General features: G+C 68.4%; 19 protein-coding genes. 8 read left to right on the top strand and 11 right to left on the bottom strand.

Going from position 1 to position 17,434, the window contains the following annotated elements; genetic code table 11:
• Nucleotides 1-2: 2 nt before the first annotated feature.
• From KEG57_RS07460 to KEG57_RS07450, 3 genes are all read right to left on the bottom strand, one after another.
• Entirely contained in the window at nt 3-1,865 is a 1,863-nt protein-coding gene (locus KEG57_RS07460; protein ID WP_272417353.1) for a tetratricopeptide repeat protein, read from the bottom strand.
• A 40-nt stretch (nt 1,866-1,905) separates the two neighbouring features.
• The gene (locus tag KEG57_RS07455) at nt 1,906-3,396 is read right to left on the bottom strand and encodes a glutamate-cysteine ligase family protein (RefSeq protein ID WP_272417352.1); all 1,491 of its coding nucleotides are present in this window, start codon (nt 3,394-3,396) and stop codon (nt 1,906-1,908) included.
• Between the two features lie 69 nt (nt 3,397-3,465).
• Entirely contained in the window at nt 3,466-4,011 is a 546-nt protein-coding gene (locus KEG57_RS07450) for a DUF4920 domain-containing protein (protein WP_272417351.1), read from the bottom strand.
• Nucleotides 4,012-4,120: 109 nt separating this feature from the next.
• On the opposite strand from KEG57_RS07450, the gene KEG57_RS07445 reads away from it, so the two are divergent.
• The 3 genes from KEG57_RS07445 (at nt 4,121) to KEG57_RS07435 (ending at nt 6,230) form a co-directional block, all read left to right on the top strand.
• Nucleotides 4,121-4,963, top strand: coding sequence for a hypothetical protein (locus KEG57_RS07445; RefSeq protein WP_272417350.1), 843 nt, complete (start codon nt 4,121-4,123; stop codon nt 4,961-4,963).
• Between the two features lie 16 nt (nt 4,964-4,979).
• The gene (locus tag KEG57_RS07440; protein ID WP_272417349.1) at nt 4,980-5,630 is read left to right on the top strand and encodes a deoxynucleoside kinase; all 651 of its coding nucleotides are present in this window, start codon (nt 4,980-4,982) and stop codon (nt 5,628-5,630) included.
• Nucleotides 5,631-5,804: 174 nt separating this feature from the next.
• On the top strand, nt 5,805-6,230 hold the full coding sequence (locus tag KEG57_RS07435; protein WP_272417348.1) for a response regulator: 426 nt from the start codon (nt 5,805-5,807) through the stop codon (nt 6,228-6,230).
• 27 nt (nt 6,231-6,257) lie between these two features.
• Here the strand turns inward: KEG57_RS07435 and nadA are convergent, their stop codons facing one another.
• Genes nadA through KEG57_RS07415 form a run of 4 tightly spaced genes read right to left on the bottom strand, consistent with a single transcriptional unit; the run spans nt 6,258 to nt 9,434 of the window.
• Nucleotides 6,258-7,211, bottom strand: coding sequence for a quinolinate synthase NadA (nadA, locus tag KEG57_RS07430; protein WP_272417347.1), 954 nt, complete (start codon nt 7,209-7,211; stop codon nt 6,258-6,260).
• A gap of 8 nt (nt 7,212-7,219) precedes the next feature.
• Nucleotides 7,220-8,152 carry a 1-acyl-sn-glycerol-3-phosphate acyltransferase gene (locus KEG57_RS07425; RefSeq protein ID WP_272417346.1) on the bottom strand — a complete coding sequence of 311 codons (933 nt, stop codon included), beginning with the start codon at nt 8,150-8,152 and terminating at the stop codon, nt 7,220-7,222.
• Nucleotides 8,149-8,748 carry a 2-hydroxychromene-2-carboxylate isomerase gene (locus KEG57_RS07420; RefSeq protein WP_272417345.1) on the bottom strand — a complete coding sequence of 200 codons (600 nt, stop codon included), beginning with the start codon at nt 8,746-8,748 and terminating at the stop codon, nt 8,149-8,151. The genes KEG57_RS07425 and KEG57_RS07420 overlap by 4 nt, the downstream gene beginning before the upstream one ends.
• The gene (locus tag KEG57_RS07415) at nt 8,748-9,434 is read right to left on the bottom strand and encodes a thioredoxin domain-containing protein (protein WP_272417344.1); all 687 of its coding nucleotides are present in this window, start codon (nt 9,432-9,434) and stop codon (nt 8,748-8,750) included. The genes KEG57_RS07420 and KEG57_RS07415 overlap by 1 nt, the downstream gene beginning before the upstream one ends.
• A gap of 59 nt (nt 9,435-9,493) precedes the next feature.
• Between KEG57_RS07415 and KEG57_RS07410 the strand changes: the two genes are divergently transcribed.
• Complete coding sequence (locus KEG57_RS07410) at nt 9,494-9,877, top strand: hypothetical protein (RefSeq protein WP_272458333.1); 384 nt, start codon at nt 9,494-9,496, stop codon at nt 9,875-9,877.
• Here the strand turns inward: KEG57_RS07410 and KEG57_RS07405 are convergent.
• The gene (locus KEG57_RS07405; protein ID WP_272417342.1) at nt 9,846-10,310 is read right to left on the bottom strand and encodes a GNAT family N-acetyltransferase; all 465 of its coding nucleotides are present in this window, start codon (nt 10,308-10,310) and stop codon (nt 9,846-9,848) included. The two genes, KEG57_RS07410 and KEG57_RS07405, sit on opposite strands and share 32 nt — an antisense overlap.
• A gap of 82 nt (nt 10,311-10,392) precedes the next feature.
• Between KEG57_RS07405 and KEG57_RS07400 the strand changes: the two genes are divergently transcribed.
• Nucleotides 10,393-11,151 (top strand): hypothetical protein, encoded by a 759-nt coding sequence (locus KEG57_RS07400; protein ID WP_272417341.1) that lies wholly within the window; start codon nt 10,393-10,395, stop codon nt 11,149-11,151.
• Between the two features lie 210 nt (nt 11,152-11,361).
• Nucleotides 11,362-11,763: a VOC family protein gene (locus tag KEG57_RS07395; protein WP_272458332.1), complete on the top strand. Its 402-nt coding sequence runs from the start codon at nt 11,362-11,364 to the stop codon at nt 11,761-11,763.
• Between the two features lie 70 nt (nt 11,764-11,833).
• Here KEG57_RS07395 and KEG57_RS07390 read toward each other — a convergent pair whose 3' ends face one another.
• The gene (locus tag KEG57_RS07390; protein ID WP_272458331.1) at nt 11,834-12,331 is read right to left on the bottom strand and encodes a cysteine hydrolase family protein; all 498 of its coding nucleotides are present in this window, start codon (nt 12,329-12,331) and stop codon (nt 11,834-11,836) included.
• Nucleotides 12,332-12,512: 181 nt separating this feature from the next.
• Between KEG57_RS07390 and KEG57_RS07385 the strand changes: the two genes are divergently transcribed.
• Together KEG57_RS07385 and selD are read left to right on the top strand one after the other, a co-directional pair.
• Entirely contained in the window at nt 12,513-13,907 is a 1,395-nt protein-coding gene (locus KEG57_RS07385; protein ID WP_272458330.1) for an ABC1 kinase family protein, read from the top strand.
• Between the two features lie 23 nt (nt 13,908-13,930).
• Nucleotides 13,931-14,983 carry a selenide, water dikinase SelD gene (gene selD, locus KEG57_RS07380; protein WP_272458329.1) on the top strand — a complete coding sequence of 351 codons (1,053 nt, stop codon included), beginning with the start codon at nt 13,931-13,933 and terminating at the stop codon, nt 14,981-14,983.
• Here the strand turns inward: selD and KEG57_RS07375 are convergent.
• Both KEG57_RS07375 and KEG57_RS07370 read right to left on the bottom strand, forming a co-directional pair.
• Entirely contained in the window at nt 14,961-16,445 is a 1,485-nt protein-coding gene (locus KEG57_RS07375) for an SBBP repeat-containing protein (RefSeq protein ID WP_272417336.1), read from the bottom strand. The genes selD and KEG57_RS07375 overlap by 23 nt on opposite strands.
• Nucleotides 16,445-17,404, bottom strand: a complete 960-nt coding sequence (locus KEG57_RS07370) for a PEGA domain-containing protein (protein ID WP_272417335.1) — start codon at nt 17,402-17,404, stop codon at nt 16,445-16,447. The genes KEG57_RS07375 and KEG57_RS07370 overlap by 1 nt, the downstream gene beginning before the upstream one ends.
• Nucleotides 17,405-17,434: the final 30 nt, after the last annotated feature.

Here is a 17,434-nt window from a genome sequence, read left to right as displayed (position 1 = left end):
GGTCAGCGGCGGCGGAGGTCGATCTCGGTCAGGCTGCGGAGGATCACCGGCGCTTCGAGGACGAGCGCGCGCTTGACGGCGTCGACGCTCAATCGGTCGAGCGAGGCGCTCCCGGGATTGCCGTGCGCGGCGTCGTTGCGGAGCTTTCGCAGCGTCAGCGACGAATGGCTGCCGAGAGGCGTGATCGGGTCCCGCAGCCGCCGGAGGTCGTTCAGGGCGCCCCGGCAAGAACGAACTTGCTCCCGCGCGAAATCGACGCCCGGATCGGTGGGCGCGGGCGCGCAAAGCTCCTCGATGATGACAAGCGCGTCTCCGAGGGGCGCGTGATGACGATCGGCGGGGCGCTTTCGAAGATACTTGGTCGTGTTGGAATCGCCTGTCGGTCGTGACCCGAACGCGCTCCGATAACGCTCGTGCAGCGGAACGAGGAGCCGCTCGCGCACTTCACGCTCGATCACGAGCGCGAGCAGATGCGCGCTCCTCGGCAAATCGTCGATCGCGCCGTGATAGGCGACGTCGGCCATGACGAGGTCCGCCTTGCTTTGCTCGCCGAGCCGATCGTAGACCTCCTTCGAGAGCAGCTTCGACCATCGCTCCCGGCTCCCCTCGCGGATCGATCGTTGCCATTGCCAGACGTCGTCGACCCGGGGCACCGTCGCGGAGAAGGGCTTTCCCGAGATCGACTCCACGAGCTTTTTCAGATCCGCGAGGTCTTCCTCAGGCCGGTCGACGCGACGGGCCTCGTCGACCAGGCTGCTGGCCAGGCCGGACAGCTCTGCGAGACGGGTCTGCGCCATGTCGCGGATGCGCTCGTTGTCCAGCAGCGGGCGATACATCCCGTTTCGAAGCTCGGCGGTTTTGCGCAGGTAAAAAAGCGCCTCGCCGTGAAGCGAGCATTGCTGGCAAAGCCGCGTGAGGGCATGACAAACCTCGGCTTGAAGGTACGTATGCCCGTCGCTTTGGCTCAGCTTCAGCGCCTGCACGAGCCTTCCGTGCGCCTCGGCCCACCTCCCTTCGGCCTCGAAGAGGCGTCCCCAATGGTACGATGCGTCCCCAGAGCGGTGGGATTGCCCAAGCCTCTCCGCCTCGCTCAGCGCTTCCGCGAACCATCGATGGGCCGCCTCGAAATGACGCGCGCGGACCTCCCCGACGGCCCTCTGCCCGAGGTCGCGCTCGATCTTGCCCTGATGGAGCGTCGCTCCGAGCTTTTTGATCGCGTCTCCACACGAATGGGCCAGCCTGTGCTCGTCGTCGTGCTTCGCCTTCGCGGTGTCGAGGTCCCCGCGGCGGGAGGCGGCGCGCGCCGAGAGCGCCCGCGCATTCGCGAGTCGCGCGAGATCGTCGCTGTCCCCCGACCCGACGATGAGCTCGACGAGCTCCTCGTACCGGGCGTAGCAGTCGTCGGCCGCGCGCAGATCGCCGATGACGTCGAGCAGCGCGCCGAGGTTGCCGAGCAGGCGCGCCCGCGCGTCCAGATCGGCAGGCAACTGCGTGTTGGCGAGGCTCTCCTTGAAGAGATCGTGCGCGTCCGCGAGCCGGCCGAGACGCCGCACGGTCGCGCCGAGGTGGTTCGAGATGAGAAGCACTTGCGAACGGCACGCCCGCGCACGCGCGAGCGCGAGTGCTTCCTGCAGCGACCGCTCCGAGGCCTCGTACCAGCCCATCCGATACTCGCACAGGCCCACGAACCGGAGCCCGAGCACCTCGCCGAGCGCCGAGCCGAGCGCGCGGCTGCGGTCGCGCAGGGCGAGATTCTTCTCTCGGGCACGCGCGAAATCCCCTTCCCGCGCGTGCTCCTTGGCCTCCTGCCGCAGCGATTCGAGCTCCTCGGGAAGATCGAACGGCGGCGCTGACGAGCTCGACATGCGGGTCATCTTACCCGCACCGACGTGTCCGAAACAACATTCAGCCCAAGGCCGACGACCACGCATGCACGGGCTCGCCGGTCGCCGCGCGCGCCTCGTAATGGGCGAGCATCCGCCGGAGCGCCTCCTCGTGCGAATGATGAGCCCGCAGAGCTTCCAGCGCCGCGCGTTGCCAGCGCGCTCCGGTTTGTCGGGAACGCACCCGCGCCGCGAAGACGTCGAGCCAACGGTCGGCCTCGCTTTCGAGGACACCCGCGCCCACGAGGCCACTTCGGGCGAGGGGCACGAGGCGCTCGCATAACGCCGCGATCGGGGTCGCGCGTGGGGAGGGAGCCTCGTCGCACGGAAAAGGCACGACGGCGTCGAGGCCATGCTGCGCGGCGCGATAAAAAGCGTGGCGCGCGAGCTCGAACGGATAAGCGGGCAAGAGGCGGTCGACCTCGGGGGCGAGGCCGAGCGTCGTGCCGAGAAGGAACGCGGCGCTCGCGAGCATGTCGACCACGGTGGGCCCCGCGGGCAAGGCGCGATATTCGATGCGGAAATGGCCGCCGCAGCCCGGATCGTACACGGCGCGATTCCAGCGCCAGACGGTGCCGTGATGCAACCGGAGCTCGGCGAGCGCGGGGATGCCGCCCGAGGCGAGGGTTTGTCGCGGGTCCTCGTTTCCGATCACGGGAAGAAGCGGGGCGTGGAGCCGGACGCTCTCGGCGAAAAGCTCGGCGGCTCCCTCGCGGACCCAGCCATATCCGAAGGAGACACGCGACGGCGGGTGAAAGGCCGCCGGCGCGTCGAGGCGATCGTCGACGGCCTGGCGAAAAAGCGCGATCCGCGTCTCGTCCCAGAGGCGATGGCCGATCAGGATGGGCGCGTTGCACGATGCGGCGAGGGCCGGGATCGTGGCGATCTGCGCTGCATTGTAGTATTTGGAAAAACACGCGGGCGGGACACGCAGGTGGACCTGAAACGAGGTGCCGGCGCCCTCCATGGCGACGTCGTCCGTGTCGAGGGCGAGCGGATCTTCGCCGTGAATGCGCACGTGAAAAGGCCCGCCGCGCAGGCGACGGATGCGCTTGCCGAGGGCGCGATACCGGGGGACGTCGGTCATCTCCGCGGCCGTGAGATCCTCGCGGCGCAGCGTGGGCAAAATGCCAATCGGCACGATACGTCCGCCCTGCTCCCGGGCGGCGCGCGAGATCTCCACGAGCGCGCCGGCGAGCTCGTCCGCGAGCGCCGTGAACGGACGGCCGGCGAGCGGACAGGGGCTTGCGTTGAATTCGAGGTTGAAGCGGTCGAGCTCGACGGTGAAGCGTGGATCGACCGTGCGGGCGAGAACCTCTCGGTTCGCGGGCAGCGGCAGGCCGGCCGGGTCGACCAGAAAGAGCTCGACCTCGGCGCCGACCGTGGCCGGCCCCTCGCCAAAGCCGGGACGTTTGGCGAGCGTGCCCAGGACATCGAGCTGCTCGGAAAGGCGCTCCGAGAAACGAGCGAACTCGTCCTCGGTGAAATCGTCGCGCGTGATGAGGAGGCCCATGCCCACCGAGCTTTGCGTTCATGCGCGGCAGGCGGGAGCGGGGGGAAGCGCGATTCGTCCCCCTCGGGACTAATCGATGAACTCGATGCCCGTCGCCTCGATGTTCACCTGGGCCAACTTGGCGCTGCCGCCCTGGCCGCAGCCATCGTCGGCGCCGCAGACGCCCTTGTCGCCGCCTTCGGGCGCGAGGACCTTGCCCTGAATGACGGCGCGGTGACCCGAGCTCTCGCGCGGAACGAAGAAGCTGTGGCCCGCCATCTTGATGTGCGCCTTGCCCGTGGTGTCGGCGATCTCCATCCAGCAGCCCATCGACTTGCAGACCGCCGAGACCACGCCCTCGGTGCGCACGGTCTGCTCGGCGAACTTCGCGGGCTCCTTCGTGAGATCCGTGAGCGCCGTCGTCTTCGTCTCCGTCACCGGCTGGCCGAACTTCTTCTGCGTGAGCGGCTTGATGCTCTCCGCCGTCGCGCCCTGCGGTTGCGCGGGCTCCTGCGTCGGCAGGGCCGCCGGCTTATGATCGGCCGGCTGCGTCGCCGTAGGCGCTTCGGACTTGCTGCAAGCCGCGAGAAGGAGGGTGAGACCTGCGAGCGAAACGAAAAGCCGAGACGTGTGCATGCGGGCGGAGTGTGCCGCAGATTTCGGGAGCGTGCCAGAAGGGATCGAACTCGCTCAAAGCCGCGGTCGGTCGACCGAGGTGCCCGAACTTTGCTACAAGGTGCACGCGATGCGAGCACGGGTGATGCGCCTCGATGAACGACGGCGAAAAGGCCGACGTACGCTCGCGTCCGCAGCGGCGTTCACGCTCGCGCTCGGCGGAGCGACAGGAACGGCGCGCGGCGCGAGTGCAACCGAGGAGCCCAGCGAGGCGGAGGCGGCGCCCCCGGCGCCCGAGCCGCCGCCACGACCGAAGGAGCTGCCTCCGCTCGAGATCGGATCGCCGCCGTTCACACGGCACCTCGACTTCGGCGGAGGCGTGGCGCTCGTGCATCGCATCGCGAGCGGCGACACGGGCGTGCGGTATCCGACGTCCGTGGGCCTGGGGCTCTGGGCGCGCGTCGACATCACGAGCTACCTGCGCGGGAGCCTGTACGCGGTGCGCGCAGAACGCGACTTCAACCTGCCTTCCGGCGCGCTCGGGCTCGTCGGTGATCCGGGCGAGGTCGAGTTCTACACGTACTCGTTCGGCCTGCGCCTCATGCCGACGTGGCGCATCACGCCGCGGGCGCGCGCGTGGGTGTCGGCGGGCGCGGGCTGGGGGCGGCTCGAGCTCGGGCGGTTCTCGGTCACGGCGCCGGGCGGAGGCGTGTTCCCCGTGCGCGAGCGAGCCGGGTCGTTCGTGGAGATCCCGCTCGGCCTCGGCGCTTCGTTCGACGTGGTGCCGCGGTGGCTCGCGATCGAGCTCGAGACCACGGGGGCGTTTTACCCCGAGGCGGCGCAACGAGGGCGGGCCTTCGACGTCGACGAAGGGCAAGCGATCGACGCTTCGGGGCGCCGCGTGACGGTGGGAGCTTTCCCCAGGTTTGCTGGGGGTTTCGTGACGACGCTCGGGCTTTCGCTCGTGCTTTGAGGGGGCAGAGGACGGGATGAGCGAGAGCCTTCGGGACGCTGCGCGCCCCCGGATCATCGCGGTGGCGGGCAACATGGGAGCTGGGAAATCGAGCCTCGTGAAATGGCTCGAGCAGCAGTTCCGAATGGTGCCGTTCTTCGAGCCCAACGAGGAGAACCCGTACCTGTCCGACTTCTACGGGGACATGTCGCGCTGGGCGATGAGCTCGCAGCTCTTCTTCCTCGTCCGGCGCTTCCACATCCACCGCGACGTCGTGCGCCGCGCGGCCGTGGATCACCGGCCGATCGTGCAAGATCGGACGCTCTACGAAGACGCCGAGATCTTCGCCGCGCACCTGCATCGGGCCGGCTACATCGACGACCGCGACTGGCAGATGTACGACGACCTCTATCGGACGCTGCGCGAGGAGATCCGGCCGCCGGACCTGATGATCTACCTCCGGTGTCCGCTGCCCACGCTCGTACGGCGGATCCGAAAGCGGGGCCGCGACTTCGAGCGAAAGGTGCCGAAGAGCTACCTCGCCGCGCTGGACAAGCTCTACGAGGAATGGCACGCACGCTACGATCTCTCGCCGAAGATGGTCATCGAGACGGATCGGCTCGACTACGTGGAGCGGCTCTTCGACAGGCTCGAGGTGATCCGCGCCATCGAGAAACACCTCGGCTGAAGATTTCGCCCGCCCGCTGCCCCATTGCGTGTCATTACGACACGGAACGCTGGCGTCAACCCATTGGCACACCGTGGCAAAGTGCCGCATGCGTGCTTTGGCGCTTGCGCAATGCCCTGTGATGGGCGACGTAATGGAATTCCTGGAGCTTGAGTGGGGTTCATTGGCACGACGATGGGAACGACGGCGGAACAAGGGGGCTCCGCGCGGCGGTCACGCGTCCTGCTCGTCGATGACGAGCCGTTCATCGTGACTTCGATCCGGCGGCTGCTCGGGAACGAGCACGAGGTGATCGCGGTGTCGAACGGGCTCGAAGCACTCGCGGCCGTGGAGGCGGGCGCGCGCTTCGACGTGGTGCTGTGCGATGTGCGGATGCCGGGGATGAACGGGTTCGAGCTTTACGAGCGGTTGCTCGAGACGGCGCCCGAGGTCGCGAAGCGGATCGTGTTCCTCACGGGCGTCGCGTTCACGAGCGAGGTGCGCGCCTTCTTCGCGCGCGTGGAGAACCTTCTCCTCGAAAAACCCTACGACCCGTCGGAGCTACGCGCGCTCGTGCGCAGGCTCGCGACCGGGAAGCGGGACGCTTCACAGAAGCTTTGAGCTCGAAGCAGCGCCGGTCCGGCGCGTTCAGGAAAGCGCCAGCATGCGGTCGATCGGCACGCGTGCGCGCTCGCGTAGCGAGACGGGCATCTCGATGCGGGGCTCGAGGTCGCGCAGCGCGAGGTAGACCTTCTCCATCGTGTTGAGGCGCATGAAGGGGCACTCGTTGCAGGCGCAGTTCTTCTCGGGCGGCCCCTCGATGAACGTCTTGTGCGGCGAGGCCTTGCGCATCTGGTGCACGATGCCGCTCTCGGTCGCGACGATGTAAGCCTCGGCGTCGTCGGTCTGCGTGTACTTGAGCAGCGCAGTGGTCGAGCCGATGAATGCGGCCATGCGCAGGAGCGGCTCCTCGCACTCGGGGTGCGCGATGAGCTTGGCCGTGGGGTGTTGCTCGCGGAGGGCGATGATCTTGCGCAGGCTGAAGGTCTCGTGCACGACGCAGCTCCCCTGCCAGAGGCGCATTTTCCGGCCGGTCTTCTGCTCGAGCCAGCGGCCGAGGTTCTTGTCGGGCGCGAAGAGGATCTCCTTGTCCTCGGGGATCGCGCGGACGATCTTCTCGGCGTTCGACGAGGTGCAGATGTAGTCGCTCTCGGCCTTCACCTCGGCCGTGCAGTTGATGTACGTGATCGAAACGGCGTCGGGGTACTTCGCGCGCCAGGCGCGGAACCTGTCGACCGGGCAGCCGTCGGCGAGCGAGCATCCGGCCTCGAGGTCGGGCACGACGACGATGCGATCGGGGTTCAGGATCTTCGCGGTCTCGGCCATGAAGTGCACGCCCGCGAAGAGGATGACGTCGGCCGTGGTCTTCTTCGCCTGCTGAGCGAGCTGGAGCGAGTCGCCGAGGAAGTCCGCGAGATCCTGGATGTCGCCCTCCTGGTAGTAGTGGGCGAGCAGCACGGCGTTGCGCTCCTTCTTGAGCCGCACGATCTCGGCCTCGAGATCGAGGCTCGGGTCGATCTTGCCTCGGACGGTTTCGCTCATCGTGGGCCTCAACGTAGAGGCTCCGCGGGCGCCGCGCCAGGGGGGTGCGACGCGTCGCGGGCGAGGCGTTCGAGGGCCTCACGGAGGAGCGCGGAGGGCTCGGCGCCGAGCGAAGCGACGTCGAGCTCGGGGCCGATCGTGACACGCACGTCGACGTCGTCGAAACCTGGGAGCGTGAGCTGAAGGAGCGGCACGAAGGCGTCGGTCAAACCCGCGCGGCCTGCAAGCGCAGAGGCGACGGCGCGCGCGCGGAGCGAGACGACACCCGAGACGATCACTGGCACGACGACGAGGTCGGGTCGCGCGCGGGAAGCAAGCGCAAGGAGCGCGTCGAGGCCGGGCTGGAAGGCGTGGAGCGCGCTCTCGCCGGGAGAAACGAGACGCGGGTCGGGCTCGATGCGGCCCGCGGGGAAATGCAGGAGCGCGCCGCCGCGGGTGAGGTGACGCGCGGCCGTGCGGAGCGTGAGGCCGGCGCGCGCGTCGGGCGGCGCGGAGAGGAGGTGCTTGCGCACGTGGGGCAAGGCGAAGAGCAGATCACGCGCGGCGGCGATGACGGCGAGGTCGTCGCGACCCACGGCCGAGAAGAGCGCGAGGGCATCGTAGAGGCCGGGGTGGTTCGACACGATGAGCAATGGGCCTCGCTCGGGCAAAGCTGCACGTCGCGCGGCGAGGTCGTGCAGGCCGCCGGAGGCGTCGAGGATGCGCGCGCGCACGCCGTATCGATCGAGCATCCCGAGCGAGGCGCGGCGGAGCGAGCCGAGGCGCGCGAGGTCGTGGTCGAACGCGACGAGGTTTTTCGCGAGCGCAAGCGCCGCGGGGTGCAGGACCCACGCGGCGGCTCGATGGGCGAGCGGGCCACGATCTTTCGCGAGATGCCCGGCCATCTCGGCGCGCGCGATGTGGAGGACCTCGGCGAGGTCGGCGGCGTGCGCGGTAGTCACGGCGCGTTTCTCCTTTCGAGCCCCGCTTCGCGCAGGTCGTATTCGAGATCCTCGATGCGGTCCTGACCCCAGTAGAGTTCGCCGCGGAACACGAACGTCGGCACGCCCCAGTGGCCGAGGGCTTCGAGCCGCGCGGTCGAGGCTTCCACACGCTTTCGATACAAAGCATTCGCCATCGCCAGGGCGCACGCGTCCCACCCGAGGCCTGCTTCCTCGCACAACGGGCGCAGCACGTCGTCGTGAATGACGCGCGCGCCCTCCGACCAGATGGCGCGCGTCGCGCGGAGCACGAAGGGCCCGACGCGTCCGACCTCGGCCGCGTGCTCGGCGATCGTGAGGCACCGCCAGACACCTTCCCCGAGCGGATCGAAGATGTTCCCGAAGGGCAAACCCAGCCGGCGCGCCTCGCGTGTCGCGTCGCGCATGATGTAGAGCTGCTTCGCGAGCGGGAGAGGTTGCCCGCGCATGGCCATCGGCCTTATGCCGCGCCAGACGAGCGTGATGTCGTACCGCTCGGGGAGCGCGAACGCGCGTGGCCCCGCGAGGTACGAGTACGGCGAGCGGAACGAGAAGAAGAGCTCGACCTCGCGATCCATCAGAAGCCGTCCTTCGCGAGGCGCTCGTCGATCTGCGTGATGCGCTCGTGCGCGAGGTACCACGCGCCCTCGACCCAGCACGCGGGCGACTCCCAGTGCCCTCGCTCCACGAGGCGCGCGTGGTTTTTCGCGAGCGCCCGATCGAGCGCCGCATCGTTGCGAAAGGTGCTCGACGGCGAGGCGCCCGTGATGCGCTGGAAGAGCGCGTGCATGTCGCTCGGCGCGGGCAGGCGCTCGCCAAACCAGACGGCATCGAGCGCGGCTTCGGCGAAGTCGGCTTGATGCGGACCCTTGCGGAGCGACTCGGTGAGGCGTGCGAGGTAGGCTATCGATGCGGCGGAGATCGGCTCGGACCGCTCGAGGACGCGGCCGGTTCGACGCGCGAGGCGCCGCGCATCGACGAGCGCGTACGGCGCGCGATGGGCCGCAGCGGGGTCGTTCTCGATGCCACGCGAGACCAGCGGGAAGAGCGAAACGTGCACGAAACGACGGCGGAGCACGTCGCGCAGCGGGCGAAAGGCCACGGCCGCGCAGGGGTCATCGAAGGCGAAATAAAGCTCCACGCGCGCCGGACGACCTAGCGCGTGTCGCAGGCGCACCCGGAGCGCGTGGCCGAGCGCGGCGTCTTCGGCCGCGACCACGGCCCGCATCACGAGCCCTCGTTTGATCCGTTCGAGCGGATTCATCCTGTGATGCCAGGATACTCTGCTTGCGACGAGCGGGCGCGCTCGACATCATGGGTGTCATGCGCGCCGTTTCACGTCGTTTCGCCCTGTACTTTGTGGCTTTCGGGATCGTGTTCACGCCGGGCTGTCGCGAGGCGACGAATCCGCCCCCGGTGGCCGAGGAGCCCACAGCCGCGTCCAATCCGCAGCGGACGGAAAAGGGTGTCGAGACGCGCGAGGGGGAGCTTCACGCGAGCAAGGGGTTCGGCGCGGTCGCCGACGTGCTGCTTCCGCACGACGTGCTCGAAGAGAAGCTAGGCCGCGATTGGCGGACGACGATGGTGGGGAAACGCGTGCGGGTGCGGGGCAAGCTCCGGATTCACAAGTGCGGGCCAGAGGAGCAATGCCTCATTCAAGGCGAGCTGCCCATTCTCACGCCGGATTCGATCGAAGTGCTCCCGTGAAGCGGAGCTCCATGACGAGCCGGGGATCGTTTTCGCCGAAGTAATGCGGGTCCTTCGTGATGATCTCGAAGCCGAGGTTCTGGTAGAGCGTCACGGCCCCATTGTCCGGATGCACCGTGAGCTTGGCCGAGGTGATGCCCCGGGCCTTCATGGCCGCGAGGACCTCCTGCATCAGCGCTTTGCCAATACCGCGCCCTCGTGACGCGCCTCGAACGGCGAGCGAAAGGACCCACATCACGCCAGGCTCGTGGCACGGGGCTCCGATGACGTAGCCGTCGAGCGCGCCGTTTTCGCCGTCGGCCACGAAAAAGGTATCGCCCCAGAGGTCGAGGGCCTGCCGGAAGAAAAAGTCCGGATAGACGTGCGTGCCGAAGACGTCGCGCTCGACGGCGAAGACGGCTTTGATGTCGGAGGTGCGGGGAGAACGAATCACCGGGGAACCTTCGAGTTTATCGCGCATCGTGTCAAGAAGTGTGTTGCCCTTCAGAGTTCCTTGACCTACATTCCTGCCCCACATGCGCAACCTCCTTCTCAGCGACCTCAAGCTCGCGCTCGGCGATCTGCTGAACGAGCGCAACCCCAAGCTGCTTCTCTCGAACAGCGGCAAGCTCTACGCCCCACAGCTCGCGAAAAAGCTCGCCGAGATCGAAAAGCTCCCCGACGCCCTCACCGGCGGCAGGCCGCTCGCGCAAGACCTCGCCGAGACCGACGGAAATCACGACGGCCTCGGCGAGGCGATCTATTACCAGGCCGAGGCCATTCTCCGCCTCCCCCTCGCCCCCCCCGATCTCAAGGCGAAGGCCCACCGTATCCGTGAGGCATTCGTCCCCCGCCTCAACGTCCTTCGTGCGACCTATGCGACCGAGGCCGCCGCGGCCGACAAGAATCGCACAGCGCTCGATACCCTGAAGGACGACCTCGCCGCCATTCCCGTCCCCGCCCCGGAGGGCGCCACCCTCCTCGATTGGGCCACGGCGTTCGTCGACGCGGGCGACAGGCTCGGCAGGCTCCTCAGCGACCGCTCCCTCCTCGGAAGCGGCGCCATCCCCACCCAGGCCCTCGCGGTGCGCACCACGACGATCGGCATTCTGAACCGCTTCCGCGCCGCGCTCGCCGACGAGATGGCACACGACACGAGCCTGCCCCGCGACCTCGACACGCAGGTGTTCTCCTTCTTCGACGAGCTCCAGAGCACGCGCGAGCAGTCTGCGCGGACAGGGAAGAGCCCCAAGGACGAGGCGACGGACAAGGACGCGTCCAGCGGCGAGGGCTGACGCCGAGACGCGAGCAAGGACGAGACACGTCCCCAAGGCTCAGCCGCGAGCCTCCGACAAGGAGGCGACACGTCCCCAAGGCTCAGCCGCGAGCCTCCGGCAAGGAGGCGACACGCTGGTGCTGCCGGAGGAGGGCGCGAAGATTTTTTCGCGCGACCGATGATTTCTCCGCGGGCGGCGGGTCCATGGAGCAACAAGGAGGACAACCTCATGTCCCACAAGCTCTTCGTCAGCCTGCCCATCAAGAACCTCGATCGCACCGTGGCGTTCTGGAAGGCCCTCGGCTTCACGTTCAACCCGAAGTTCACGGGCGACACGGCCGCCTGCATGCTCATCGGCGAGCACGCCTTCGCGATGCTGCTCGTCGAGACGTTCTTCAAGACGTTCACCAAGAAGGAGATCTGTGACACCGCGACGCACGTGGAGGGGGCCTACGGGCTCTCGTGCGAGAGCCGCGCCGAGGTGGACGCGATGCTGGAGAAGGCGGTCGCCGGCGGCGGCAAGGAGGCGGGGCCGCCGGAGGACCACGGGTTCATGTACCAGCGGAGCTTCGAGGACCTCGACGGGCACCACTGGGAGGTGACGTGGATGGATCCAAAGGCCGCGCAGTAAGCCGCACGGATCTCGGCGGAGGAGAAGGGGTTAGCTCATCTCGGACGACGCGATCTCCTCGTTCGCCCGATCAACCGAGGACCTTCTTCAACGCCCCATAAGAAATGACGTCGCCGATACGCTCCACGAAGGCAATGTTCTCCGCGACGCCGCTCGCGAGCGAGCCACGGAGCACGATTGGCGCGAAGTCATGATCCTGCGCGCCGCGATAGGTGGAGAGCACGCAATACTCGGCGCAATACCCGGTGAGGATGACGGTATCGACGCCGAGCTCGCGTAGCGCGCCCGCGAGGGGCGTCTTGTTGAACGAATTGCCGTACGTCTTGTGAATGTGAAGATCCGACGGGAGGACCTTCACGCTCTCGGGCACGTCGAAGTGCGGAGCGCCCGGGACCCGCTTGTCCTCTTCGTCCACGTCCTGCACGCAGACCACGGGCAGGTTTTTCGCGCGGAAGAGCGCGATCGCGGCATTGATGTACTCGATCGCGGCGTTCAGCGAGCGAGCCGTCTCGGGGCTTTCGTCGAAAAATTGCTTTTGTACGTCGATGACCAGAAGGGCAGGTTTCATCGGGTGCTCCTCGCCGCAGCCGCATGCGCGGCCGCTCACGGGGATGCGACGGTAGCGCAGCGGGCCTTTGGCCGTCTACGGCACGATTTCCTCGGCGCGAGCAGCCATCTCCCTTGACGATGCTGGTCGACCAAGCCCAAGTAACGGTGCAGCGCCCCAAGGCGCCGCGCCCCGCCCCCGCATGGCCGACGAAAAGCCCAAGGACAAGCCGCCGACCTCCCGGCTCGGCCGGATCGCGAGGCTCGCGAGCCTCGCGCCGCGCTCCCTCCCCTTCGCCCTCGAAGGCGCGAAACGCGCGCTCTCGAAGAGCCCTCGCACCGAGGACGAGGAGGCCGCCGCAAAAGAACGCATGGCCGCCGAGGTCAAGAAGACCGCCGAAGCCATGCTGAAGACGCTCGGCGAGATGAAAGGCCTGCCCCTGAAGCTCGGCCAGATGGCGAGCTACATCGACGGCCTCGCCCCGCCCGGTCACGAGGACAAATTCCAGGCCGCGCTGAAGAAGCTGCAAGACAAGGCGCCGCCGCTCTCGGCCGAGTCCGCGGCGCAGATGATAAAGACCGAGCTCGGCGCGCCGCCCGAGGAGGTCTTCGAGAAGTGGGAGCGCGAGCCGTTCGCCGCGGCGAGCATCGGTCAGGTGCACCGCGCCGTCACGAAGTCGGGCGCGCGCGTGGCCGTGAAGGTGCAATACCCCGGGATCGACAAGGCGATCGAGAACGACCTGAAGAGCATCGGGCTGCTCGAGACGATGATCGCCCCGCTCTCGCGCAAGTTCCACGCGAAGCAGGCGCTCGACGAGATCCGGACCGTGTTCATGTCCGAGCTCGACTACGGGCGCGAGGCCGAGATGGCGGACCTGTTCCGCCGCCTCAACGCGGACGTGCCGGACATCCTGATCCCCGAGGTGCATCACTCGCTCACGACGAGGCGCGTGATCACCACGAGCTTCGCCGACGGCGCGCCGTACGCCGACTTCTGCAAGGAAGGCAGCCAGGAGGCGCGCAACCGCGCCGGCGAGGCGATCTGGCGCTTCACGTTCCGGTCGATGCTCCGCTACGGCGTGCTCTACGCCGATCCGCACCCGGGCAACTACCGTTTCCTGCCGGACGGGCGCGTCTGGTTCCTGGATTTCGGCTGCGTGAAGATGCTGCCGCCCGAGCTCGTGAACGACATGAAGCGGTACATGCGCGCCGCGATCGACAACGACTGGGTCGAGTTCGATCGCGCATGCATCGAGGTGCTCGGCTACGACCCGAACGACGAGACCTGGGATCTTTATCGGAGCTACACGATGGAGCTCATGATGCCGCTCACGACGAAGGGCACCTGGGTCTGCTCGCGCGAGAAATCACGCGAGACGGTGCAGTACCTCGCGCGCGGCATCAAGAGCCTGGCCTTCAAGGAAGGCGAGGCGATCCCGAACATCCCGCACGTGCCGAAGATGCCGCAGGACTTCACGTTCGTGAACCGCCTGCAATGGGGCCTCGCCTCGGTGATGGCCGGGCTCGGCACGGAGGCGTCGTTCCGCAACATCAGCGAGGGCTGGATCCGCGACGGGGTGCACCCCATTCCTGCCTAGCCCACCTCATCGAGGGACGAACCATGACCGTACGGCTCACGCAGGTCGCCAAGCGCGCCGGCTGCGCAGCGAAACATCCGCCCGGCTACCTGTTCCCGCTCCTGCGAGGGCTGCCGCCGATCCGCGATCCGAACGTGATGATCGGGACGAGCACCGCGGACGACGCGGCCGTCTACCGGCTCTCGGCGGACACGGCGCTCGTGCTGACGACAGACTTCTTCACGCCCGTCGTGGACGATCCGTACGACTTCGGCGCGGTCGCCGCGACGAACGCACTGAGCGACGTGTACGCGATGGGCGGGAGGCCGCTGACGGCGCTGAACCTCGTGGGCTTTCCCGACGACACGCTCGACGCCTCGATCCTCGCGGAGATCCTGCGTGGCGGAGCCGAGAAGGCACGCGAGGCGGGGATCGATCTCGTCGGTGGTCACACGATCAAGACGGACGAGCCGATCTACGGCCTCGCCGTGACGGGCGTGGTGCATCCGGATCGCGTGGTGTCGAACGCGGGAGGTCGTCCGGGTGATCTGCTCGTGCTGACGAAGCCGCTCGGGATCGGGATCCTGACGACGGCGGCGAAGCAGAACAAGGATGCGCTCGGCGCGATCGGGAAGGCGATCCGGCTCATGTCGACGCTGAACCGCGCGGCCTGCGAGGCGATGACGGCCGCATCCGTGCACGCGGCGACGGACGTGACGGGCTTCGGGCTACTCGGGCATCTGCGGAACGTGGTGGCCGCGAGCGGCTGCGGCGCGACGGTGTGGCTCGACGCGGTGCCCGTCGTGGAGGAGGCGTGGACCTACGTGCGCGAAGGGATCGCGCCCGGCGGGACACACGCGAACTGGCGCTTCCTCAAGGACCACGTGACGTACGAGGACGGGATCGACAAACCCGCCGAGCTCGTGCTCTCCGACGCGCAGACCTCGGGCGGGCTGCTCATCGCGGTGGAGCCTTCACGCGTCGATCAGCTCGTCGCCGAGCTCGAAGCGCGCGGCACGCCGGCGCGGGCGATCGTGGGCAGGCTCGACGATGGTCCGGCCGGGAAGATCCGCGTCACGGCGCGAGCGACAGGATGAACCCGTCCGCGTCGCCGGTGCCCGGGAGCGCCTGAGAGCCGCTCGGCGAGAGCTCGGTCTCGTACCAGCCGGACACGACGGCGCTGCCGTCCGAAAGGGCGGCGATCGAGGCGGGGACCTGCTGTTGCGGTCCGCTCAAGCTCATGGCCCAGACGACCTTTCCCGTCGGATCGAGCTTCGAGGCGAACCCGTCCCAGGCCGAGTCCACGACGTCGACGTTCACGAACGCGTTTTCCCCGAAGAACTCGAGCGCGCCCGCGTAGAGGCCCGTCACGAGGACGTTGCCGTCGCCGTCGATCGCAACGCCGCGTCCGCTTTGCGTGGCAGCGCCTCCGAAGCGGCGGCTCCAGCGATGTTTGCCCGCGGGATCGTAGAGGGCGACGAACATGTCCGCGCCGCCACCGCTCTCGAGATCAACGCCGCCGAAGCTCACCGTGCCCGACATGTCCCCGGTCATCACGACCTCGCCGGCCCTGCCGGCCGCGACGCTGTAGCCCCGTTGCCGGGTGCCCATCACGCCGTACGACTCGCCCCACACTCCCTTGCCCTCCGCGTCGATGACGACGAGGAACGCGTCCCCCGCCCCCTTCGGCGCGAGCGCGAGCGGCGGAAACGCGAGGAGCCCCTCGGAGCCGCCGGTCACCGCGACCTTGCCCTCCCCCACGTGCGTGACGGCGATCGTCGGGTTGCGGTAGTCGAGGTCCGCGGCGCGGCCCGGGCGGAGGGCCCAGACGTTGGTGCCCGCAGGATCGAACTTGGCGACGAAGAGATCCTGGTCGGACAGGGGCGTGACGGGGCCGAGGCCAAAATCGATGGCGCCCTTGGCGTAGCCGACGACGATGATGTTGCCCTCGTCGTCGACGGCGACGTCCGTCGCGATCTGGATGTCCCCGTCGCCGAACTGTTTGACCCAGAGCGGCGTGCCCTGCGGATCGAGCTTCGCGAGGAACACGTCGACGCCGGCCGCGTTGAGCTGTGTGCCCGCGAGATCGAGGTTGCCCTGGAAGGCGCCGGCAACGACGACGTTGCCCGCGACGTCGATCGCGGCTGACACGCTCGCCTGCTCGCCGGTGCCTCCAACACGCGCGCCCCAGAGCGGGACGCTGCTGCCATCCGCGGGGTAGCGAAGGACGAGCACGTCGGTCCCGCCCGAGGTCATGAGCGGCGTCATGGGTAGACCCGGGACGTCGAGCGCCACGTTGAACTCGACGGTCACGGCGAGCGTGTTGCTCTGCGGATCGAACGAAACGTCGCGGGCGCGTTGCGCGGTGGCGGCCGCGTCGCCGAAGGTCTGGGCCCACGCGACGTCGGTCCCGACGACGGTCGAAGGCCCGCCCGGCCCCGTCGTGGGCCCCGTGTTGCCGCCGCCGTCGCCGGGAACGGCGTCCGGCGCCGCGCAGCCGAACGAGGCGATCATCATCGCGAGGGCGATCCCGAGCCGAGCAAGGTTCGTGCGCTTCATCAGAAACGACCTCCGATCCCCGCGCCCGCGCCGTCCGGGCCGACCCACGGCCACGTCGTGAGCTTCGCCGTACGCGGCACGCCCGTCTTCGGCGCCGTGACGAACCCAACGACGGCCGCCGAGAGCGCGGCCACGCCGCCCATGCCGAGCCCGATGAAGAGGGCGTTGTCGCGGTTCTTGCGGCTGTTGTCGTCCGCGGGGTCGTACGCGGCCTGCGAGGGACAATGCTTCGTGACGTCGCCGCCGCAGATGCCGGACTGCTTGCCCTCGACGTACGCCTGATCGATCCGGAACGCTGCAGCGCCCGCGAGCAGCACGACGCCCGCGCCCCCGGCTGCCCACGCCCAGATCGGAATGCGCCGGCCACCCGCGGCCTCCGCGTCGGTGCGCAGCGCGATCGCGACGTCGACGACCTTGCCCTCGGCAACCTCCACGGTCTGCGTGAACGGCTCGTAGCCGGGCGCGTCGGCGCTGATCGATTGCGGGCCGGGATCCACGGGGAGGATCGTGCCGAGCATCGCGACGGGCACGTCCTTGCCGTTGTGCGTGATGCGTAGCCCCGGAGGCGCGCTGCCGCTCACGGCGATCTTGATGCGCGGCAGGCGCGGCTCGATCTTCGCGAGCCCCTTGCGCGCCACGTCCTCGAGCGCGCGCTTGCGCTCCTGCCCTTGCGTTTCGCGGTTGAGCACGAGCGCGCGCTGGTAGGCCGACCAGGCGAGCGCGAGCTTTCCTTCGTGCTCGTAACATCGCGCCATGTTGAGCAGCGTGCTCGCGGCGGGGTAGAGGATCATGCTCGCCTCGAACTTGGCGCAGCCCTCCTTCCAGTTGCCGCGATCGAGCAGATCCCGGCCCGCCTGAAAAAGCGCGGCGGCCGCGGGATCGGGGACCGACGCGTTCTGCGCCTGCGCAGTCCTCACCGGCGCGAGGACGAGCGGCGCGACGAGACACGCGGCGAGCACGGATCCGATGCGCGCACGAAACGCGCCCGC

The sequence above is a fragment of the Polyangium jinanense genome (genome assembly GCF_028435365.1).
This window is presented reverse-complemented; position numbering and strand designations above follow the sequence as displayed.